Source organism: Erwinia sp. E_sp_B01_1, assembly GCF_036865545.1.
In the GTDB taxonomy this organism is placed as follows: Bacteria; Pseudomonadota; Gammaproteobacteria; order Enterobacterales; family Enterobacteriaceae; genus Erwinia.
In genome coordinates, this window is record NZ_CP142208.1 from 3,749,451 (window position 1) to 3,769,203 (window position 19,753).

General features: G+C 51.1%; 22 protein-coding genes and 1 other annotated feature. Of the genes, 9 read left to right on the forward strand and 13 right to left on the reverse strand.

Annotated features, from left to right (window positions below; genetic code table 11):
- Window positions 1–112: 112 nt before the first annotated feature.
- Together yfiH and rluD are read right to left on the reverse strand one after the other, a co-directional pair.
- Window positions 113–841 carry a purine nucleoside phosphorylase YfiH gene (gene yfiH / locus VRC33_RS17505; RefSeq protein WP_338557641.1) on the reverse strand — a complete coding sequence of 243 codons (729 nt, stop codon included), beginning with the start codon at window positions 839–841 and terminating at the stop codon, window positions 113–115.
- Complete coding sequence (gene rluD, locus VRC33_RS17510) at window positions 841–1,818, reverse strand: 23S rRNA pseudouridine(1911/1915/1917) synthase RluD (protein ID WP_338557642.1); 978 nt, start codon at window positions 1,816–1,818, stop codon at window positions 841–843. Before rluD ends, yfiH begins: the two co-directional genes overlap by 1 nt.
- Window positions 1,819–1,948: 130 nt before the next feature.
- On the opposite strand from rluD, the gene bamD reads away from it, so the two are divergent.
- From bamD to VRC33_RS17540, 6 genes are all read left to right on the forward strand, one after another.
- Complete coding sequence (bamD, locus tag VRC33_RS17515; protein ID WP_338557645.1) at window positions 1,949–2,680, forward strand: outer membrane protein assembly factor BamD; 732 nt, start codon at window positions 1,949–1,951, stop codon at window positions 2,678–2,680.
- Between the two features lie 270 nt (window positions 2,681–2,950).
- Window positions 2,951–3,283 carry a ribosome-associated translation inhibitor RaiA gene (raiA, locus tag VRC33_RS17520; RefSeq protein WP_338557647.1) on the forward strand — a complete coding sequence of 111 codons (333 nt, stop codon included), beginning with the start codon at window positions 2,951–2,953 and terminating at the stop codon, window positions 3,281–3,283.
- Between the two features lie 243 nt (window positions 3,284–3,526).
- Window positions 3,527–3,652 (forward strand) — a sequence feature (Phe leader region).
- The gene (locus VRC33_RS17525; RefSeq protein ID WP_338564334.1) at window positions 3,528–3,575 is read left to right on the forward strand and encodes a hypothetical protein; all 48 of its coding nucleotides are present in this window, start codon (window positions 3,528–3,530) and stop codon (window positions 3,573–3,575) included. (Overlaps the previous feature by 48 nt.)
- A 22-nt stretch (window positions 3,653–3,674) precedes the next feature.
- On the forward strand, window positions 3,675–4,835 hold the full coding sequence (gene pheA / locus VRC33_RS17530; protein WP_338557649.1) for a bifunctional chorismate mutase/prephenate dehydratase: 1,161 nt from the start codon (window positions 3,675–3,677) through the stop codon (window positions 4,833–4,835).
- Window positions 4,836–5,031: 196 nt separating this feature from the next.
- Window positions 5,032–6,084: an ABC transporter substrate-binding protein gene (locus VRC33_RS17535; protein WP_338557651.1), complete on the forward strand. Its 1,053-nt coding sequence runs from the start codon at window positions 5,032–5,034 to the stop codon at window positions 6,082–6,084.
- Window positions 6,084–6,800, forward strand: coding sequence for a substrate-binding domain-containing protein (locus VRC33_RS17540; protein WP_338557653.1), 717 nt, complete (start codon window positions 6,084–6,086; stop codon window positions 6,798–6,800). Before VRC33_RS17535 ends, VRC33_RS17540 begins: the two co-directional genes overlap by 1 nt.
- A gap of 30 nt (window positions 6,801–6,830) precedes the next feature.
- Here VRC33_RS17540 and tyrA read toward each other — a convergent pair whose 3' ends face one another.
- On the reverse strand, window positions 6,831–7,952 hold the full coding sequence (gene tyrA / locus VRC33_RS17545; protein WP_338557655.1) for a bifunctional chorismate mutase/prephenate dehydrogenase: 1,122 nt from the start codon (window positions 7,950–7,952) through the stop codon (window positions 6,831–6,833).
- A gap of 2 nt (window positions 7,953–7,954) precedes the next feature.
- Entirely contained in the window at window positions 7,955–9,034 is a 1,080-nt protein-coding gene (locus VRC33_RS17550) for a 3-deoxy-7-phosphoheptulonate synthase (RefSeq protein WP_338557657.1), read from the reverse strand.
- A 491-nt stretch (window positions 9,035–9,525) separates the two neighbouring features.
- Here VRC33_RS17550 and VRC33_RS17555 point away from each other — a divergent pair, with 491 nt between their 5' ends.
- Window positions 9,526–10,041, forward strand: coding sequence for a GNAT family N-acetyltransferase (locus tag VRC33_RS17555; RefSeq protein ID WP_338557658.1), 516 nt, complete (start codon window positions 9,526–9,528; stop codon window positions 10,039–10,041).
- Between the two features lie 109 nt (window positions 10,042–10,150).
- Here VRC33_RS17555 and rplS read toward each other — a convergent pair whose 3' ends face one another.
- The 5 genes from rplS to ffh all read right to left on the reverse strand — a co-directional run bounded on the left by rplS (window position 10,151) and on the right by ffh (window position 13,675).
- Window positions 10,151–10,513: a 50S ribosomal protein L19 gene (rplS, locus tag VRC33_RS17560; protein ID WP_024965502.1), complete on the reverse strand. Its 363-nt coding sequence runs from the start codon at window positions 10,511–10,513 to the stop codon at window positions 10,151–10,153.
- A 43-nt stretch (window positions 10,514–10,556) separates the two neighbouring features.
- Complete coding sequence (gene trmD / locus VRC33_RS17565; RefSeq protein WP_338564335.1) at window positions 10,557–11,327, reverse strand: tRNA (guanosine(37)-N1)-methyltransferase TrmD; 771 nt, start codon at window positions 11,325–11,327, stop codon at window positions 10,557–10,559.
- 35 nt (window positions 11,328–11,362) lie between these two features.
- The gene (rimM, locus tag VRC33_RS17570; RefSeq protein WP_338557662.1) at window positions 11,363–11,911 is read right to left on the reverse strand and encodes a ribosome maturation factor RimM; all 549 of its coding nucleotides are present in this window, start codon (window positions 11,909–11,911) and stop codon (window positions 11,363–11,365) included.
- 18 nt (window positions 11,912–11,929) lie between these two features.
- On the reverse strand, window positions 11,930–12,178 hold the full coding sequence (gene rpsP, locus VRC33_RS17575) for a 30S ribosomal protein S16 (RefSeq protein WP_338557665.1): 249 nt from the start codon (window positions 12,176–12,178) through the stop codon (window positions 11,930–11,932).
- A 135-nt stretch (window positions 12,179–12,313) separates the two neighbouring features.
- A complete protein-coding gene (gene ffh / locus VRC33_RS17580) occupies window positions 12,314–13,675 on the reverse strand; it encodes a signal recognition particle protein (protein ID WP_338557667.1) in 1,362 nt (453 codons plus the stop codon).
- 164 nt (window positions 13,676–13,839) lie between these two features.
- Between ffh and VRC33_RS17585 the strand changes: the two genes are divergently transcribed.
- Entirely contained in the window at window positions 13,840–14,631 is a 792-nt protein-coding gene (locus VRC33_RS17585; RefSeq protein WP_338557668.1) for an inner membrane protein YpjD, read from the forward strand.
- A gap of 25 nt (window positions 14,632–14,656) precedes the next feature.
- The gene (locus VRC33_RS17590) at window positions 14,657–15,943 is read left to right on the forward strand and encodes an HlyC/CorC family transporter (protein WP_338557669.1); all 1,287 of its coding nucleotides are present in this window, start codon (window positions 14,657–14,659) and stop codon (window positions 15,941–15,943) included.
- A 75-nt stretch (window positions 15,944–16,018) separates the two neighbouring features.
- Here VRC33_RS17590 and luxS read toward each other — a convergent pair whose 3' ends face one another.
- From luxS to yqaB, 4 genes are all read right to left on the reverse strand, one after another.
- Window positions 16,019–16,534: an S-ribosylhomocysteine lyase gene (gene luxS, locus VRC33_RS17595; protein ID WP_338557672.1), complete on the reverse strand. Its 516-nt coding sequence runs from the start codon at window positions 16,532–16,534 to the stop codon at window positions 16,019–16,021.
- A gap of 153 nt (window positions 16,535–16,687) precedes the next feature.
- Window positions 16,688–18,289 (reverse strand): glutamate--cysteine ligase, encoded by a 1,602-nt coding sequence (gshA, locus tag VRC33_RS17600; RefSeq protein WP_338557673.1) that lies wholly within the window; start codon window positions 18,287–18,289, stop codon window positions 16,688–16,690.
- Between the two features lie 31 nt (window positions 18,290–18,320).
- The gene (locus VRC33_RS17605; protein ID WP_338557675.1) at window positions 18,321–18,749 is read right to left on the reverse strand and encodes a YqaA family protein; all 429 of its coding nucleotides are present in this window, start codon (window positions 18,747–18,749) and stop codon (window positions 18,321–18,323) included.
- Window positions 18,746–19,312 carry a fructose-1-phosphate/6-phosphogluconate phosphatase gene (gene yqaB, locus VRC33_RS17610; protein ID WP_338557677.1) on the reverse strand — a complete coding sequence of 189 codons (567 nt, stop codon included), beginning with the start codon at window positions 19,310–19,312 and terminating at the stop codon, window positions 18,746–18,748. Before yqaB ends, VRC33_RS17605 begins: the two co-directional genes overlap by 4 nt.
- Between the last annotated feature and the right edge of the window lie 441 nt (window positions 19,313–19,753).

Here is a 19,753-nt window from a genome sequence, read left to right on the forward strand (position 1 = left end):
AGGTCAAATTGCTACTGGAGATTAAATGAGGTCATCCCTCAAATTTTCAAGTTTAATGACCCAAATATTTTGGTGAAAAATACATCAATCTGGACCGTCTTATGGCGCTAGGTTATATCAGCCAGATCAAACTTGCCATACGGCCTGTTACCCCATCTCGTCGAAAAGAGAAGAATTGGGCAGGATCGGAATGGGTACAAAGCTCGCCACCCGTGATGTGGCGCACTCCGCTGTGGACTAAACGCTGTCGGGCCAGTTGCCAAATATCCGCATAAAATTTTTCACCTGCGGGACGAAAAGCTGCATCATTGTGCAAACTTTGCGCTAAAAAGGCCTCGCGAACCTCAGGACCGATCTCAAAAGCATCCGGACCAATTGCCGGTCCCAGCCACACCAGTATCTCTTCCGGAGGGGCAAGAAATGCAGCGAGAGTCGCCTCAAGTATCCCCTGACAAAGACCCCGCCAGCCTGCATGAGCAGCAGCAACTTCTTTACCATCCACAGAGCAAAAAAGAACAGGCAGACAATCCGCCGTCATGATTGCGCAGGGAACCCCACGCTGGCGAGTGTATGCAGCATCGGCGCGCAACGTTACAGGCCGGTTGCCGTCAAGCTGAAGCACCTCAGTACCATGTACCTGCTCAAGCCAGTACGGCATAGCCGGTAAATCACCCTGTTCAACCAGATGTTGACGATTTGCCAACACATGACAGGAGTCATCACCCACATGCGCCCCCAGATTCAGTGAATCCCAGGGCGGGCAGCTGACGCCACCCACTCTGGTCGAACTCACTGCCCGCACACTCTTTGGCAGCGTCCAGTCCGGCTTAATAAAGCTCATTACCAGTCCATCTGGTCTTTAAACTCTTCCGTGTCCGCTTTCATAGCGGCGATCAGATCGACCATATCCTGAGGCAGCGGCGCATGCCATTCCATCTCAATACCACTGATCGGATGGTACAGGCGCAGCATGGTGGCATGCAGAGCCTGGCGATCAAACTGGCGCAGGGTAGAAATGAAGGCCTCTGAGGCACCTTTAGGCGGACGTGGACGGCCACCGTATAAAGGATCCCCCACCAGCGGATGGTTGATGTAAGACATATGCACACGGATTTGGTGTGTACGGCCCGTTTCCAGACGCAGACGCATACGCGTATGGGCACGGAAATGCTCCATGATGCGGTAGTGCGTAGTGGCAGGTTTCCCCATTGGGTGCACAGCCATATGCGTGCGTTTGGTAGAGTGACGGCTGATAGGCTCATCCACTGTTCCGCCCGCGGTCATTCTGCCGATGGCTACCGCTTCATACTCACGGGTAATCTCTCTTAATTGCAGAGATTCAACCAGGTGCGTCTGAGCCGGTACAGTTTTAGCCACTACCATTAAACCAGTAGTGTCTTTGTCCAGACGGTGAACAATCCCCGCACGCGGTACATCAATGATGGCCGGGAAATGATGCAGCAGCGCATTTAATACCGTTCCATCCGGATTGCCGGCGCCAGGGTGGACAACCAAACCGCGCGGTTTGTTGATCACCAGAATATCGTCATCCTCATAGACAATGTCTAGCGGGATATCCTGCGCTTCCCAGCGCGCTTCTTCTTCAATTTCTGCATCAATAGCGATTTGTTCGCTGCCAAGCACTTTTTCTTTCGGTTTGTCGATGATTACGCCATTGACGGTGACGCGACGGTCGAGAATCCACTCTTTTATGCGAGATCGAGAATAATCAGGGAACAATTCGGCCAAAGCCTGATCTAAGCGTTGTCCGAGTTGTGATTCGGATACCGTTGCGTTGAGTTTTACTTGTTGTGCCATAAACAGCTTCTTCGTTAACGTTGGGTTTTCACGGCGATGCCGTTTAATATAATGTGCTATTGTACCTGGTCACTATCGGGAGCTACATGGACAGCTTCCTGAATAACACTCTGAGGATAATCAAATCGTCATGACGCGTATGAAATATCTGGTGGCTGCAGCCACGTTGAGCCTGGCATTGGCGGGTTGTTCCGGCTCGAAGGAGACGGTGCCCGACAATCCGCCTGCTGAGATCTATGCCACAGCCCAGCAAAAACTGCAGGACGGTAACTTTAAAGGAGCGATAACGCAACTGGAAGCGCTTGATAACCGCTATCCGTTCGGGCCTTACTCCCAGCAAGTTCAGTTGGACCTGATCTACGCTTACTACAAAAATGCCGATTTGCCGCTGGCGCAGGCCGCGATTGACCGCTTCATGCGTCTGAATCCAACCCACCCGAATATTGATTACGTGATTTATATGCGTGGTCTGACGGATATGGCGCTGGACGACAGCGCACTGCAGGGCTTTTTCGGCATCGACCGCTCTGACCGCGATCCCACGCATGCGCGTGACGCCTTCCATGACTTCTCTCAGCTGCTGCGCGGTTACCCGAACAGCCAGTACGCAACAGATGCAAGAAAGCGTCTGGTGTATCTGAAAGATCGTCTGGCGAAATATGAATTATCCGTTGCTCAATTCTACACTAAGCGCGAAGCATATGTCGCAGTAGTTAACCGCGTTGAGCAAATGATGAAAGATTATCCGGACACTCAGGCTACCCGTACCGCTCTGCCGCTGATGGAGAATGCATACCGTCATCTCCAGTTAACAGCTGAAGCAGATAAAGTCGCGAAACTGATTGCCGCAAATCAGGCTTAAGCGTTAAAAACGAAAAATGGCAGCCGATGGGCTGCCATTTTTTTGCTCAGAATCGCAGCGTTGTGGCGCGATGTGTTCTGAGTTATCCAGTCAATCATGCCCGCTAAATTTTCCCTCTTCAACCCCCTTTTGAACATTTATCCCCCCATCTCACAAATTTGTTAGCCTTGACAAAAAGTGACAAAAAAACGTGATTTGAATCACGCAACAACCCCTTTTTAGAGGTATGCTGGATCTACATTCGACGGAAATGACAGAGAGGTAAGCACTATGGTTCTGAACATTACCAGCAAGCACATGGACATCACTCCGGCTATCCGCCAACATGTCGAAGACCGTCTCGCCAAGCTCGAAAAATGGCAAACTGACCTGATAAAACCCCATATCGTTCTTTCAAAGGAGCCGAAGGAATTTGTCGCTGATGCCACCATCCATACGCCAAATGGCCCTTTGGTAGCCAGCGCAAAGCATGATGATATGTACACCGCCATCAACGACCTTATTGCAAAACTGGAGCGCCAGCTGAATAAAGTTCAGCACAAGGGTGAAGCCCGTCGCGCTAATGCCAGTGTGAAAGATCTAAGCGTGGTTGATGAAGAGTAAGTGAATTATTAAGTTTGTTTCTGACGCGCCCACCGGGCGCGTTTTTTGTATCTGGCGTTTGATGTTTGATGTTTGATGTTTGATGTTTGATGTTTGAAGCCTGGTGGTTGATGTAGCAAAAGGGAACGCACTAAGGAACTGACTGGATTTACTACCTTGTGTTTCCTGCTGCCGGCGCATTTTACGTTGACAGCAATTAATTACAGCGGTTACTTTACTAGCTTGCTGATTTCGGACATCCCAAATGACAACCGTACCGTTTTTCTTCGCCTTCTTTTTTACCTTCCCCTGACTGGGAGGCAATTCGTCGTGTGAGAATGAATGCGAAGACGAACTACCAGGCCTCCCCCACCGGGAGGCTTTTTTTTATCACCATCTGACAGGTAACCCGATGACCGCTGAAAATCCCCTGCTGGGCCTTCGCACTAAGATCAGTGCGTTAGATGAAGAGTTACTGAACCTGCTGGCACAACGCCGCGCTCTGGCAACAGAGGTTGCCACAGCAAAAATGGCAACTCATCGTCCGATCCGCGACATAGATCGCGAGCGCGATCTTCTTGAGCATCTGATTACGCTGGGCAAAAACCATAAGCTCGATGCTCACTATATAACGCGGCTCTTTCAGCTAATCATTGAAGACTCGGTGCTTACCCAGCAGGCGCTGTTGCAAAAGCATCTGAACAATACCACTGCACAGTCAGCCCGGATTGCGTTCCTCGGCCCGAAAGGCTCTTACTCTCACCTGGCTGCCCGTAATTACGCCGCACGGCATTTTGAGACTTTTATTGAGAGCGGCTGCCTGAAGTTTCAGGACATCTTCAATCAGGTTGAGACCGGCCAGGCGGATTACGCCGTGCTGCCGATTGAGAACACCAGTTCTGGTTCTATCAATGATGTATATGATCTGTTGCAGTCCACCAGCCTTTCGATCGTGGGGGAGATGACTATCCCTATCGACCACTGCGTACTGGTCAATGGCAGCACTGATTTGCAGCAAATCGAAACGGTCTACAGCCATCCTCAACCTTTCCAGCAATGCAGCCAGTTCATTAACCGCTATCCACACTGGAAGATTGAATACACCGAAAGTACAGCTGCAGCCATGGAGAGAGTCGCGGCAATGAACTCTCCTAAAGTGGCGGCAATTGGCAGCGAAGCTGGCGGCGACCTTTACGGGCTTCAGGTACTTGAACGCAATCTTGCCAATCAGAAACAGAACATTACCCGGTTTGTCATCCTTGCACGTAAAGCTGTTGAAGTGACGGAGCAGGTTCCTGCTAAAACCACGCTGATTATGGCTACAGGCCAGCAGGCTGGTGCATTGGTTGAGGCTTTACTGGTGCTGCGCAAACACAATCTGGTGATGAGCAAACTGGAATCCCGCCCGATTAATGGCAATCCATGGCAAGAGATGTTTTATATCGATTTTCAGGGGAATTTGCGTTCCGATGATGTTCAGCAGGCAGTGAAAGAGCTGACGCTTATCACCCGCTCGCTTAAAGTTCTGGGCTGCTACCCAAGCGAGAATGTCATTCCGGTCGAACCTCAATAACTGACCCTGGTTTTTCCGTCAGCCGCCATTTGGGCGGCTGACATCAACAGTGAGTTTTCCACCCTCCCCCTCTCCCTTTCCCTTATATCAAAACCCGGAAACACCTGATTTTGGCCTCTCTTACCTGCTCAGGATCATTTACTGCTGTGCCATTATCGCTATATCATTACGTATACAACGAAATTCAGGACTCCCTATGCTCCGCCTTCTCAGACTTTCCGCCTTAACTGTTTTACTCGGCCTTCTGCCCTTTAGCTCTCAGGCTGCCCGTCAGGTGACCGATCAGCTTGACCGTCAGGTCACAATTCCGGATCGGGTCGACCGCGTGGTGGTATTGCAGCATCAAACCCTCAACCTTTTGGTGCAGTTGGATGCCACCAGCACGATGGTGGGGATTCTGGGGAACTGGAAACAGCAGTTGGGCGATGGCTATCAGCGGCTGGCGCCAGAACTGACCCGAATCCCTGCCCTGGGCGATTTGACCCATGTGGATCTGGAAAAACTTGTCGCGCTGCATCCACAGGTGGTTTTTGTCACTAACTACGCGCCTCAGGAAATGATCGACCAGATCCAAAATCTGGGTATTGCCGTCATTGCGATCTCTCTTCGCAGCGGTGATGAGAAACAGCAGGGTAAACTGAACCCGGACTTGCTGAACGAAGACCAGGCTTATAGCCAGGGCCTGCAGCAGGGGATCAGGCTGATTGGCGAGGTGGTAAATCATCAGAAACAGGCCGATGCCCTGATCAAAGCAACCTTCGAAGAGCGTCAGCAAACAGCGGCACGGCTTAACGAGATCCCTGCAGGGCAACGCATACGCGCCTATATGGCAAATCCCGATCTGACCACCTATGGCTCCGGTAAATACACCGGACTGATGATGGCCCATGCCGGTGCGCTGAATGTCGCAGCCGCAACGGTGAAAGGCTATAAACAAGTCTCAATGGAGCAGATTATTGCCTGGAATCCGCAGGTTATTTTTGTGCAGGATCGATACCCCCGCGTTATTGATGAGATTAACCAGCAGCCAGCCTGGCAGGCGGTTGATGCCGTAAAAAACCATCGGGTTTATTTGATGCCGGAATATGCCAAAGCATGGGGTTATCCGATGCCGGAAGCGCTGGCGCTGGGTGAATTGTGGATGGCGAAAAAGTTATATCCTGAGAAATTCAGCGATGTGGATATGCAGAAAAAAGCAGATAGCTGGTATCAGCGTTTCTACCGTACGCATTACAAGGGCAATAACTGATGCAGGGGATAACGGTACTGGCAGCAGGTAGCCTGCGGATTGTCTGGCCAGCTTTGATGGCGGCATTTGAACAACAGGGTGGGGATCCCGTTAAAACAGATTTCGCTCCTGCCGGGCTGCTTCTGCAACGTATTCAGCAGGGTGAACGCTGCGACCTTTTTGCCTCAGCCAACACAAGTCATCCTCAAGCCTTGCTGAATAAAGGTGTCGCTCAGAGCATGGGGATTTTTACGCGCAACCAGCTTTGCCTGAGCATTACGCCTGAACTGGCGAAGCAAAATCGCAGCTGGTTGGAATTGCTGCTTGATCCCACATTACGCCTTGCCACTTCTACGCCCTTAAGCGATCCTTCCGGTGACTATACCTGGCAGTTGTTTGATCGCATAGAAGCCTCCCATCACAGAGAGGGGGAAGCTTTGAAACGACGCGCAATGCCGCTGGTCGGTGGGCCTGAAACGCTTACTGTCCCGGCCGGGGAGCTTGCTGCAAGCTGGTTGCTTAACTCGGGTCAGGCCGATATGTTTATCGGCTATCAAAGTTATGCCTCATTGCTTAATGCTACAGGAAGAGTGGTGGCGTTGCCCATCGCTGCTCCGTGGCAGGTTCAGGCTGACTATGCATTTGCCTGCTGTACAGCAAGTGCCAGGCCGCTGGCTGGATTTTTGTTATCAGCAAAGGCTCAGAGGATATTGCAGGAGGCGGGTTTCAGCCGCTAATGAAAAAGGCCGTTTCCGGCCTTTAAAAACTTACTGTCTGTTGTCGTTAGCCTGCCGGAGTAAGGTTCTGCTCTCCAGCATAAAGCGCTGGGCATAATCGCCAAACCAGTGCTCAACTTTACGGAAACTGTCAATAAACGCCTGCTTGTCACCCTGTTCCAGTAGCTTTATCGCCTCACCAAACCGCTGATAATACCGTTTGATAAGCGCAAGATTACTCTCAGAGGACATGATGATGTCTGCGTACAACTGGGGATCCTGAGCAAACAGCCTGCCCACCATCGCCAGTTCCAGACGGTAAATGGGCGATGAGAGCGCCAGTAACTGTTCAAGCTGGACGTTCTCTTCCGCCAGATGCAGGCCATAGGCAAAAGTAGCAAAATGTCGCAGTGCCTGGATAAAGGCCATATTCTGATCATGCTCAACCGCGCTGATGCGGTGCAGTCTTGCCCCCCAGACCTGAATCTGTTCCAGCAGCCATTGATAAGCTTCTGGCTGACGGCCATCACACCAGACCACAACCTGCTTCGCCAGGCTGCCGCTGTCCGGACCAAACATGGGATGCAGCCCCAGAACCGGGCCGTTGTGCGCAGCCAGCATCGCCTGAAGCGGGCTGTTTTTAACCGAGGCCAGATCGACCAGAATACAGTCATCAGGTAACGGCGGCAGTTCCGCTATCACCTTTTCCGTCAGATGAATAGGCACGCTGATAATCACCATGCCAGCATCAGACAACAGACTTCCAGCCTGTTCCCAGTCCTCTTTATCAAGGATTTTCACCTGGTAACCAGACAAGGTCAGCATCTTCTCAAACAGACGCCCCATCTGGCCTTTACCACCGACAATGACCACTGGACGAAGGTCAGGATTCAGCGTTTTGAAGCCTTTATCATTTTCACTGGAGTAAGATTCCCGCATTACCCGGCGAAGCACGTCTTCGATCAAATCTGGCGGGACGCCGAGCAGTTCCGCTTCTTTCCGCCGTGAAGCCAGCATTGAAGCTTCGCGCTCAGGCACATAAATCGGTAATCCATAACGGCTCTTGACCTCGCCGACTTCAGCGACGAGGTTAAGACGTTTGGCCAGCAAATCGAGCAACGCTTTATCGACTTCATCTATTTGATCGCGAAGCGCGGTTAGTTCAGCCACCATAATTAATCCTCTTGCGACAGTCGCGCCGCCAGCACTCCGTTCAGGTCCTGATGGATTTCACGCAGCAGGGTTTCGGTTGTTTCCCAGTTGATGCAGGCATCAGTCACAGAAACACCGTAGCGCATCTCACTGCGCGGCTGCTCGGAAGTCTGGTTGCCTTCATGAATATTGCTTTCCAGCATCAGACCCATAATAGAACGGTTGCCGTCTTTGATCTGCGCTACTGCAGATTCAGCCACGCCGGACTGACGACGAAAATCTTTGTTAGAATTGCCATGGCTGCAATCTATCATCAAGGAGGGACGGAGTCCTGCCTTAAGCATCTCTTTTTCACACTGCGCAACGTCTTCCGGGCCGTAATTTGGACTTTTACCGCCACGCAAAATCACGTGTCCATCAGGATTTCCCTGGGTCTGCAGCAGGCAAACCTGGCCACTCTGATTAATCCCCACAAAGCGGTGAGGCATAGCAGCAGCGCGCATCGCATTGATGGCGGTACCCAGGCTGCCATCCGTGCCGTTTTTAAACCCTACCGGCATGGACAAACCTGAGGCCATCTCACGGTGAGTCTGGGATTCTGTAGTCCGTGCACCAATCGCTGACCAGCTGAACAGGTCGCCCAGGTATTGCGGACTGTTAGGGTCCAGCGCTTCAGTAGCCAGCGGGAGGCCCATTTCAACCAGGTCCAGCAGAAGACGGCGTGCGATATGCAAACCGGCTTCCATATCAAAAGAATTATCCATGTAAGGATCGTTGATCAACCCTTTCCAGCCTACGGTAGTGCGGGGTTTTTCAAAATAGACGCGCATAACGATATACAACTGATCCTTCAGTTGATCAGAGAGAGCCTTAAGATGGCGGGCATATTCAAGAGCGGCTTCAGTATCGTGAATTGAACAGGGACCACAAACGACCAGCAGGCGGTGATCTTTCCCACTGGTGATATCGGCAATAGTCTGACGGGAAGCGGCGATCTGGGCTTCCAGGGCTGCATTCAGCGGAAACTGTTTTTTCAACTCTTCCGGCGTGATCAGAATCTGTTCGCCAGCGATATGGACATTGTTCAGCGCGTCTTTTTGCATGATGGTCTCTCTGTATCTCTCGTTTTGCTAAAGTCCGCCCTCTGCGGGTAGGCAATTAATGTATCAGAAGTGGTACAGAACTCAAATACCACTGTACATATTTATTACCACTACAGGTAAGTAACGCCAAAAATAAAACATAATACATTGATATAAATACTCTTAATGATAAGAAACTGACCTTAACTGCAAACCTAAAGTGTACATATAAATTTACATATGCAATGCACTATCTACTCCAAAAAAGTGTAATCATTGCAAGGTAACCCTCTGATTGTGACAGTGCTCTTTCATCTCAGGTTGATTCGGCTCAGCTTATGACACTGATTCCACAGATAAACTTTCCGGGTGCCAGTTTAAGTAAGATCCTGCTATAAAAGTGATGAGGTGAACCGGGACTGATTTTACTCTGCCAGGCTGCTGACCATTGTTAAAACCCTTCAGACCCGCTTCCCTTTTTAGTCCAAACGGCATGATCATGGAGAAACAACATGCAAATCACTTTCCGCCCCTGGCACAATGGCGATGCGCCCGCCTTTGCTGCAGCTGTTAACGACTCTCTGGATACGCTGCTTCCCTGGTTACTTTGGGCACATCAGGATTTTACTGAAGCTGATGCACGCCAGTGGTTTGCCATCACGCATTTGCAGCGCATAACAAGGGACGCCACTGAACTGGGATTGTTTGCCGAAGATGGCAGATTGTTGGGCGGAGCGGGCTTACGCTTTTCACGGGATCAGCCTGACCACTGCTCAATAGGCTATTGGGTTCGCAGCAGTGAACAACGTCAGGGGATTGCCAGCGCTGCCGTCAGGCACCTGGTTGAACTGGCATGGCAAAGCCCGGGCAGAAACAGGGTAGAAATTCTTGCCGTGGAGGAAAATATCGCCAGCCGTGGTGTGGCAGTAAAATGTGGCGCTGATTTTATGGGGATTCAGTATGGACTGATCGTCCTGGACAGCGGTCCGGTTAATACGGCGGTCTATCACTTCCTGCGGCCACAATAACGGTCCGATCGCGCTGTTAATTTGTTAAGTCCGCTGCCTGGGGTAGCAAAGGCGATAGCAGGCAAAAAAAGGGGCTAACCTTTCGGTCAGCCCCTTATTCACTATTAACTTAGGATGCTGCTTTAGCGCCCAGACGTTCTTTGATACGTGCAGACTTACCGGTACGCTCACGCAGGTAGTACAGTTTGGCCTTACGTACGGCACCACGACGTTTAACAGCAATGCTGTCAATTACTGGTGAGTGAGTCTGGAATACACGCTCAACACCTTCGCCGTTAGAAATTTTACGAACAGTGAATGCAGAGTGCAGACCGCGGTTACGAATAGCGATAACCACGCCCTCGAATGCCTGCAGACGTTTCTTAGAACCTTCAACGACCCATACTTTCACTTCCACGGAATCACCCGGACGGAATGAAGGTACGTCCTGTTTCATCTGCTCTTGTTCAATTTGCTTAATAATGTTGCTCATAATTAAATCTCTTATCCTGGGTAAACTGATATTCAGGCGCCGGCTACAGCCGTGCATGCCCATCATCGTTATGTTGCTGGTTGAATTCCTTTTGGAATTCTCTGAGCAACTTTGCTTGCTCTTCAGTCAGAGCCAGGTTTTCCAGAAGTTCAGGTCTTCTTAGCCAGGTACGGCCCAGCGACTGTTTCAAACGCCAACGGCGAATTTCGGCATGGTTGCCCGACAGCAAAACTGGCGGAACTTCCATCCCTTCTAACACTTCAGGGCGGGTGTAGTGCGGGCAGTCCAGCAGGCCATCAGAAAACGAATCTTCTTCAGCCGACGCCTGCTTGCCCAGTACACCAGGGATAAACCTGGAGACAGAGTCAATCAGCGTCATCGCTGGCAGCTCCCCACCGCTGAGAACGTAATCGCCTATCGACCATTCTTCATCGATTTCGGTTTTGATTACGCGCTCATCTATCCCTTCATAGCGACCACATACCAGAATAATTTTCTGATTAGTCGCCAGCTCGCAAACTCCATCTTGATCGAGTTTGCGGCCCTGAGGTGAAAGATAAATCACCTTAACGCCTTCTCCTGCCGCTGCTTTTGCTGCGTGGATGGCATCCCGTAAGGGTTGAACCATCATTAGCATTCCCGGTCCGCCGCCGTAAGGACGTTCATCCACGGTACGGTGCCGGTCATGAGCGAAGTCACGAGGACTCCAGCTCTGAATGCTGAGCAGGCCACTTTTTACTGCCCGGCCGGTTACTCCGTAATCGGTAATCGCGCTAAACATCTCAGGGAACAGGCTGATAATGCCAATCCACATCGATGACGCTGGGGTCATACCGTCTTGTCCGGAGCTCAAAAACCAGGATCCCAATCTACTTCAATAGTGCCGGTAGTGAGATCGACATTCTTGATAACCTGTCCATCAAGGAACGGAACCAGCCGCTCCTTCGCACCGAATGCATCCTTCAGGTTTGCCCTGACGACGAGAACGTCGTTTGAACCGGTTTCCATCATCTCAGTGACTTTCCCCAGCTCATATCCTTCAGTGGTGACAACCTGGCAACCAATAAGGTCTTTCCAGTAGTAATCACCGCCTTCAAGGACTGGCAACTGCTCTGAGTCCACGACAATTTCGCAATTAGTCAGCAGACCGGCAGCATCACGATCGTCAATGCCTTTGACTTTGATGATCATGTCCTGATTGTGGCGCTTCCAGCCTTCCAGCTCGACAAGCTGCCATTGACCCGCGCGTTGAATTAACCACGGCTGATAGTCAAAAATGCTTTCGGCATCTTCGGTGGAGGAAAACACTTTGAGCCAACCACGGATACCGTAGGCCGATCCCATCTTACCCAGAATTAACGGGTTAGCAGGAGGCTGCGCGGCGTGTTGCTTGCTCATGTTGACCACCGTGACAGATTAAGCTGCTTTCTTAGCTTCTTTGACCAGCGCGCTAACGCGGTCAGAAACAGTAGCGCCCTGGCCAACCCAGTGCTCAATGCGATCCAGATCCAGACGCAGTGCTTCAGCCTGACCAGATGCGATCGGGTTGAAGAAACCAACGCGCTCGATGAAGCGACCGTTGCGAGCATTACGGCTGTCAGTTACGACTACCTGATAGAACGGACGCTTTTTAGCGCCGTGACGTGCCAAACGAATTGTTACCATAACATCCTCTTTAGTTAATAAAACAGCCGGGTCCCATTGAGGGAACGGGCCCCGGCTGCAATATAAAAAGCCCGAAAATTTTACTCATTTTGGCGCAAAAAGCAATCTAATTCGCCAAACGCTTTCCGGACTGGCTTAACGGCCAGGGAAGCCCGGCGGCATCATACCTTTCATGCCGCGCATCATCTTCGCCATACCGCCCTTCTTCATCTTCTTCATCATGCGCTGCATGTCGTCAAACTGCTTGAGTAAGCGGTTAACGTCCTGCACCTGCATGCCAGAACCTGTTGCAATGCGGCGCTTGCGCGAGCCTTTGATGATCTCCGGCTTTTCGCGCTCTTTGCGCGTCATGGAGTTGATCATCGCTTCCATCCGCACCAGCACTTTATCGTCCATCTGCGACTTCACGTTATCGGGTAACTGACCCATACCCGGCAGTTTACCCATCAGGCTGGCCATGCCACCCATGTTGCGCATCTGCTTCAGCTGATCCAGGAAGTCATTGAGATCAAAGCCGTCACCTTTCTTGAGCTTGCTGGCCAGCTTTTCGGCCTGAGCACGGTCAACTTTGCTCTCAATATCTTCGATCAGCGACAGGACATCGCCCATGCCTAAGATACGGGAAGCAATACGGTCCGGGTAAAACGGCTCCAGGGCTTCGGTTTTTTCACCGACGCCCATAAATTTAATTGGCTTACCGGTGATATGGCGAATCGACAACGCAGCACCGCCACGGGCATCACCATCCACTTTGGTCAGCACCACACCTGTCAGCGGCAGCGCTTCGTTGAACGCCTTCGCAGTATTTGCGGCATCCTGACCGGTCATGGCATCCACTACAAACAGCGTTTCAACCGGATTGATCGCGGCATGAACCTGTTTGATTTCGTCCATCATCGCTTCGTCTACGTGCAGACGACCGGCGGTATCCACCAGCAGCACATCGTAGAACTTCAGCTTTGCCATCTGTAAGGCATTTTTTACTATATCAACGGGTTTCTGGCTGAGATCGGACGGGCAGAAATCCACTCCAACCTGTTCCGCGAGGGTTTCCAGCTGTTTAATCGCTGCCGGGCGATAAACGTCCGCAGAGACCACCAGAACTTTTTTCTTGTGCTTTTCACGCAGGAATTTACCCAGCTTACCAACGCTGGTGGTTTTACCTGCACCCTGCAGACCCGCCATCAGAACTACAGCAGGAGGTTGAGCGGCCAGGTTGAGCGTATTATTTTCCGCCCCCATTGCCACAACCAGTTCGTTCTGCACAATCTTAACGAACTCCTGACCCGGGGTCAGACTCTTGTTCACATCCTGCCCTACCGCCCGCTCTTTTACGCGGTTGATAAAGTCACGCACCACCGGCAGCGCAACGTCTGCCTCAAGCAGCGCCATGCGCACTTCACGCAGGGTGTCCTTAATGTTGTCTTCTGTCAGCCGTCCACGGCCACTGATATTGCGCAGGGATTGCGACAATCTGTCGGTTAAATTATCAAACATCGTCTCTCGCTCAACGTAATGAGAGGTCGCCAGGCGACACAATGGGACGGATTATAACATGAAGCCGCTGCGATCTCAGCCATCTGCGTTGAGATCGTTTGGAGCCAGCAGCCGCTGGCGCTATACTGATTTTTTCCTTCTCTGGCTGGTACCTGACAACATTTATGTCCGTTTTTGCGATCCTGGCGCTACTCGCCTACTCCTTCAGCCTTGCTTTAATCATTCCCAGCCTGCTGCGCAAACAAAGTGCCTGGCGTCGTCTGGCGGTGATTTCTGCGGTTATTGCGCTGGTTTGTCACGCTGTGGCCCTGCAACAGCGTATTTTTGCCATCGACAGCGGTCAGAATCTCAGCCTGCTGAATATTGGCTCGCTGGTCAGCCTGCTGATTTGCGCCATTATGACTATTGTGGCCTCGCGCAATCGGGGGTGGATGCTGCTGCCGATTGTCTACAGCTTTGCGCTGATTAACCTGGCCTTCGCCACGTTCGTGCCCAATGCGTTCATCACTCACCTTGAAACCACACCCGGGATGATGGTGCATATTGGCCTTGCGCTATTTGCCTATGCCACCCTGATTATTGCCGCGCTGTATGCGTTGCAGCTGGCGTGGATAGACTATCTGCTAAAGAACAAGAAGCTGGCGTTCAATAACGACATCCCTCCCCTGATGACTATTGAACGTAAAATGTTCCACATCACTCAGGTTGGTGTGGTGCTTCTGACGCTGGTGCTCTGTACCGGCCTGTTTTATATGGACGATCTTTTCAGCCGTGAGAATATTGATAAAGCTGTTTTATCAATTCTCGCCTGGTTTGTTTATATCGTTTTGCTCTGGGGTCATTATCACGAAGGATGGCGCGGTCGCCGCGTGGCCTGGTTCAACTGCGGTGGGGCATTTCTGCTGACCATGGCCTACTTCGGTAGCCGGATGTTGCAGCACTTCCTGACCTCATGACCCTTCACTACAAGGAATTCTTCTGTTGGAAAGTGTTTCAACTACCTCGTTAATCATCACGCTGGTCATTATGATTCTGGTTTCGGCCTGGTTCGCAGGTTCCGAAACCGGCATGATGACGCTTAACCGCTATAAATTGCGCCATCAGGCCAAGCACGGCAACCGGGCAGCCCGCCGCGTGGAAAAACTGCTGCGCCGCCCCGACCGTTTACTCAGCCTGGTGCTGATCGGCAATAACCTTGTCAATATTTTGGCTTCAGCGCTGGCAACCATCGTTGGGATGCGCCTGCATGGTGATGAAGGCGTGGCGATTGCGACGGGTATTCTGACCTTCTGCGTGCTGGTCTTTGCCGAAGTTTTACCCAAAACTATCGCAGCGCTCTATCCGGAAAAAGTCGCCTTCCCGAGCAGCATTCTGCTGGGTCCCTTGCAGATAGTGATGATGCCGCTGGTCTGGTTGCTGAATACGATCACCCGTCTCCTGATGCGGCTGGTTGGTATGAAAACCGAAAGTTCAGCTAACTCAGCGCTGAGCAAGGAGGAGCTGCGTACCATCGTTTATGAATCCCGCTCGCTGATGTCACGACGTAATCAGGATATGCTGCTCTCCGTTCTGGATCTGGAAAAGGTCAACGTTGATGACATCATGGTGCCGCGTAACGAGATTGTGGGTATCAATATCAATGATGACTGGAAATCGATTGTCCGTCAGTTAACCCACTCCCCGCATGGCCGCATCGTGCTGTACCGTGACTCACTGGATGACACCATCAGTATGTTGCGCGTACGCGAAGCCTACCGCCTGATGACCGAGAAAAAAGAGTTCACTAAAGAGGTGATGCTGCGGGCAGCAGATGAGATTTATTACGTTCCGGAAGGCACTCCGCTCAATGTTCAGCTGGTTAAGTTTCAGCGAAACAAGAAGAAGGTGGGCATGGTTGTTGACGAGTACGGTGATATCAAGGGGCTGGTCACCATTGAGGATATCCTTGAAGAGATCGTAGGCGATTTCACTACCTCAATGTCACCTACGCTTGCCGAGGAAGTGGTGCCGCAGAACGATGGCTCCGTGCTTATCGAAGGCAGCGCCAACATTCGTGAACTGAACAAGGTCTTTAACTGGTCATTGCCAGAAGATGAAGCCCGCACCGTTAACGGCATGATCCTGGAAGCCATACAGGATATCCCTCTGCCCAACACCACAGTGCAGGTAGGACTTTATGCGGTTGATATTCTTGATGTTCAGGAGAATATGATTAAGCAGGTGCGGATTACACCACGTCAGTCATTGAAGGAATCTGTCGGTTCTTAAAGGGTTGATGACGGGCGGAAGCGTTTTCTTCCCGGCTAAAGATTAAGGGGCGAATCGCTTCGCCCCTCAGACAAACTAGATGTGCAGTTCCTGCAGTTTGTCTTTCGGCAGCGCCAGTTCGTCGTTATGGTTCACGCGAATGTCGTTGTCGATAATATGACGCGCAATGTCCTGCGCTTCATCTAATGAGTGCATCTCATACGTGCCGCACTGATATTCGTTCAGCTCAGGGATTTTGCGCTGGTCAGTGACTTTAAGTACGTCCTGCATTGCCCCTTTCCAGGCTGTTGCTACGCGCTGCTCGTCAGGCGTTCCGATCAGGCTCATATAGAATCCTGTGCGGCAGCCCATTGGCGAGATGTCGATAATTTCAACGCCATCACCGTTCAGGTGGTTACGCATGAAACCAGCAAACAGGTGCTCAAGGGTGTGGATCCCACGCTCAGGCATCACTTCTTTATTTGGCTTGCAGAAGCGCAGGTCAAAAACGGTAATGGTGTCGCCATGAGGAGTGTTCATGGTCTTAGCGACACGAACCGCAGGAGCCGCCATGATGGTGTGATCGACGGTAAAGCTATCCAGCAATGGCATATTGTTACCTCAACAAATGAATTTATTTTTTAAAACAGTGAAACTTTCTCTGTCATGCCCGGTCTGAATCTTTGAAAGACGCGCATTTTGTTATCATCATCCCTGACAACAGAGATGTTATTTTGGCCACAGCAATGTGGCCATTTTCTTTTTCTAACTCCGACCTTTCAAAAAGTCTTCGAAGCTAAGCGTATCACTATCTTCGATTTCCCGCTGTTTATCGTTTGAACGTATAGCTTCCTGCTCAAACTTAGTCTCAGTCAAAATCTCCAGATGCTCATCCGCTAACTGATGACGATACTGCTCGGCAAGCGCCAGTCCTGTCCCTGCAATCCCATTTTCTTTTAGAGCCGTAAGGAAGCGTGCCGAATAGGTCAAATCCGGATCGTCGAAAGAGGCTACCAGACGGTCGCACACTTCCTGATACAGATGATTGCCCTGCTGGCTGTCCAGCGTTTCAGCAACACGACGGAGATCTGCAAACAGCGTTTTGCCTACGTCGGCCAGAAGGTGCTCAGCTTCACCGCAGCCCATACCTAACTTCAGGCCAGGCTTACGACCTTCGAGAATGACTCTGTTCCAGTTGGTCCGTGTACACAGCAGTTCATCACTGCTCATCTCCGGCGCATCGGCCAGCGTACACCAGATCAGGAACAGATCGAGGAAGCGTACCTGATTCTCGTCCACGCCAATCGGCGAGAACGGGTTAATATCCAGCGACCGCACTTCGATATACTCAATCCCACCACGCAGCAGCGCATCCGAGGGGTTCTCTCCGGAACGGGTAACACGTTTAGGACGAATGGGCGCATAGAGCTCATTCTCAATCTGCAGCACGTTAGTGTTGAGTTGCAGCCAGTTATCCTGCTCATCCTTCACACCCATGCGGGCATACTCTTCAGAAGGCGTTTTAATTGCCGCTTTCAGAGCCGTGACATAATCCGGCAGATTATTGAAGGTGATGCCAAGTCCGTTCTGCGATTTATTGGTGTAACCCAGATCGCTTAAACGTAATGAGGTGGCATAAGGCAGATAAAGCATGCCTGTTTCCGTGCGTTCGAAAGGCAATTTAGTCTCTTTACCCTGCAGGAAAGAGGAACAGATCGCCGGAGAGGCACCGAACAGATAAGGAATGATCCAGCCAAAGCGGTAATAGTTACGAATCAGCCGTAAGTACCCTTCTGAAATCGCTTCCTGACCACTTTTCTCATCTTTTACCTCTGCCCATGCCTGCCAGAATGACAGCGGCAGAGAGAAGTTGTAATGCACGCCAGAGATAACCTGCATCAGCGCACCGTAGCGGTTTTTCAGGCCTTCACGGTACAGCGTTTTCATCTTACCAATGTTAGAGCTGCCGTACTGCGCCAGTTCGATAGCCTGACTGTCTTCAATCAGACAGGGCATACTCATGGGCCACATGCGCTCATCGCCAAGATCGCGAGAGACATGACGATGGATATCACGCAGGAATGCCAGCAGATTGTCGATGTTCTGTTCTACAGGCGTAATGAATTCGAGCAGCGTCTCCGCAAAATCGGTGGTGATCCACTTATGCGTTAATGCTGACCCAAGAGACTCAGGGTGCCCGGTGGTGGCCAGATGCCCATCAGGTTTGACACGCAGCGTTTCGCGTTCAATACCGCGACCAATACCTTTTAAAGCGTCAGGATTAGCTTCCAGCCAGGAAAGCGCCTGTGATACGTCCGGGATCAAATTGACCTCCCGCTCGGAGAAAAATTTATTATTGTTTAGCATAATGTTAACCGTAGCGTAGATTATTCACGAATCAATGCCACCATTCCATGCCCTGTAGTGTTGCGTACGCCAGCGCCACATAGCGCAAGGTCTTACCAACGGCGAGAAAGAACACCGTGGGGAGCCAGGCAAAACGAAGCCAGCCAGCGAGAACGCATAGCAGGTCGCCAATCACTGGCAACCAGCTAAATAGCAGCGCAGCCGGCCCCAACCGGTGTAACCACGCCGTTGCTGTGTAATGCCATCGCCCCTGCTGTTTTACCGGCAGGCAGCGACCAATGATAATGTTAGTGATGCCGCCCAGCGTGTTCCCAAGTGCGGCAATAGCGATAATTCCACTCAATGAGACCTTTCCTGCTATCAGCAGGCCCGCCAGTAACACTTCTGAACTGCCTGGCAGCAAGGTCGCACTGAGAAAACTGCTGGCAAACATTGACCCATAAGCAAGCCAGTCACTCACAGCAGGCGTACATCTACAAAATCCATTCCAGCAGCAACGGCCGCCTGAATGCCAAAATCAGCGTCTTCAAAGACCACGCATCGCGCAGGGGCCACATTCAGCAGCGCTGCACAGCGGAGAAAAGTATCGGGCTCCGGTTTATGCCGTGTAACGTCATCAGCGCCTACGATGGCATCAAAGTGATCTCTCAGCCCCAGATGCTGCAGCAAGGCTTCTGCCATCGCATGTTCACTGCCGGTTCCCACTGCCATAGGTCGGCGCCCTTTGTACGCTTTAACCACCTCGATCAGCGGAAGAGGACGCACAGTATCAAACAGCATCTCCTTCAGCACGGCAGTTTTTTCCTGCGACAGCACAAAAGGATCCAGGTTGCTCTGATGACTGGCAATGATCACCTCGGCAATTCGCCATGTTGGTGAGCCATTCAGGCCAATGACCGCACTTTCATCAAACTGCATACCATAACGCGCCAGCACTTCATGCCAGGCTTTACGGTGCGTGGGTTCAGTATCCAAAATGGTGCCATCCATATCGAATATTAAGCCCTGATATCCGTCGTACATTCTTCTCTCCATCCCTGTTAAGACGAGCAATTACTTTAGCTTAAAGCCGTGCACTTGTCGCTGTCAGCATGGATCAGCAAATGCCTTGAATTATATAGGGATTTTTATTATCAGAATAAGGCGTGAGAATAAGCTCAGGATGATTTTTCGCACAAATAAAATGTTTTTATCTGTATAAACAGCAGGTTAATAATCAGGGTACGACAGGATAGAAGGAATGCCAGACGAAGGATAATTCAGACAGACTTCAGAAAGAATGATGCATTAAGGAGGATTTATAAAACAGGGGGGGCCGTGGAGCACAGGTTATCATCCTTTGTGCTGGCTGGAGCAAAGGAGTGCTATGCAAGACAGAAATGACTGAAGGATGTTTTAAATATGGTGCATCCAGGAGGATTATGAAGCCATGCTTCACCCTGTCGGGCCGTTGCTGAAGCAACG

What these genes read in the sequence shown, in the direction of transcription:
- rimM (WP_338557662.1), bottom strand. Translation starts at nt 11,911, where the DNA reads ATGAGCAAGCAACACGCCGCGCAGCCTCCTGCTAACCCGTTAATTCTG.
- bamD (WP_338557645.1), top strand. Translation starts at nt 1,949, where the DNA reads ATGACGCGTATGAAATATCTGGTGGCTGCAGCCACGTTGAGCCTGGCA.
- VRC33_RS17535 (WP_338557651.1), top strand. Translation starts at nt 5,032, where the DNA reads ATGCTCCGCCTTCTCAGACTTTCCGCCTTAACTGTTTTACTCGGCCTT.
- gshA (WP_338557673.1), bottom strand. Translation starts at nt 18,289, where the DNA reads ATGCTAAACAATAATAAATTTTTCTCCGAGCGGGAGGTCAATTTGATC.
- rplS (WP_024965502.1), bottom strand. Translation starts at nt 10,513, where the DNA reads ATGAGCAACATTATTAAGCAAATTGAACAAGAGCAGATGAAACAGGAC.
- yfiH (WP_338557641.1), bottom strand. Translation starts at nt 841, where the DNA reads ATGAGCTTTATTAAGCCGGACTGGACGCTGCCAAAGAGTGTGCGGGCA.
- pheA (WP_338557649.1), top strand. Translation starts at nt 3,675, where the DNA reads ATGACCGCTGAAAATCCCCTGCTGGGCCTTCGCACTAAGATCAGTGCG.
- trmD (WP_338564335.1), bottom strand. Translation starts at nt 11,327, where the DNA reads ATGTGGATTGGCATTATCAGCCTGTTCCCTGAGATGTTTAGCGCGATT.
- rpsP (WP_338557665.1), bottom strand. Translation starts at nt 12,178, where the DNA reads ATGGTAACAATTCGTTTGGCACGTCACGGCGCTAAAAAGCGTCCGTTC.
- VRC33_RS17585 (WP_338557668.1), top strand. Translation starts at nt 13,840, where the DNA reads ATGTCCGTTTTTGCGATCCTGGCGCTACTCGCCTACTCCTTCAGCCTT.
- VRC33_RS17540 (WP_338557653.1), top strand. Translation starts at nt 6,084, where the DNA reads ATGCAGGGGATAACGGTACTGGCAGCAGGTAGCCTGCGGATTGTCTGG.
- raiA (WP_338557647.1), top strand. Translation starts at nt 2,951, where the DNA reads ATGGTTCTGAACATTACCAGCAAGCACATGGACATCACTCCGGCTATC.
- tyrA (WP_338557655.1), bottom strand. Translation starts at nt 7,952, where the DNA reads ATGGTGGCTGAACTAACCGCGCTTCGCGATCAAATAGATGAAGTCGAT.
- yqaB (WP_338557677.1), bottom strand. Translation starts at nt 19,312, where the DNA reads ATGTACGACGGATATCAGGGCTTAATATTCGATATGGATGGCACCATT.
- ffh (WP_338557667.1), bottom strand. Translation starts at nt 13,675, where the DNA reads ATGTTTGATAATTTAACCGACAGATTGTCGCAATCCCTGCGCAATATC.
- VRC33_RS17555 (WP_338557658.1), top strand. Translation starts at nt 9,526, where the DNA reads ATGCAAATCACTTTCCGCCCCTGGCACAATGGCGATGCGCCCGCCTTT.
- rluD (WP_338557642.1), bottom strand. Translation starts at nt 1,818, where the DNA reads ATGGCACAACAAGTAAAACTCAACGCAACGGTATCCGAATCACAACTC.
- VRC33_RS17550 (WP_338557657.1), bottom strand. Translation starts at nt 9,034, where the DNA reads ATGCAAAAAGACGCGCTGAACAATGTCCATATCGCTGGCGAACAGATT.
- luxS (WP_338557672.1), bottom strand. Translation starts at nt 16,534, where the DNA reads ATGCCATTGCTGGATAGCTTTACCGTCGATCACACCATCATGGCGGCT.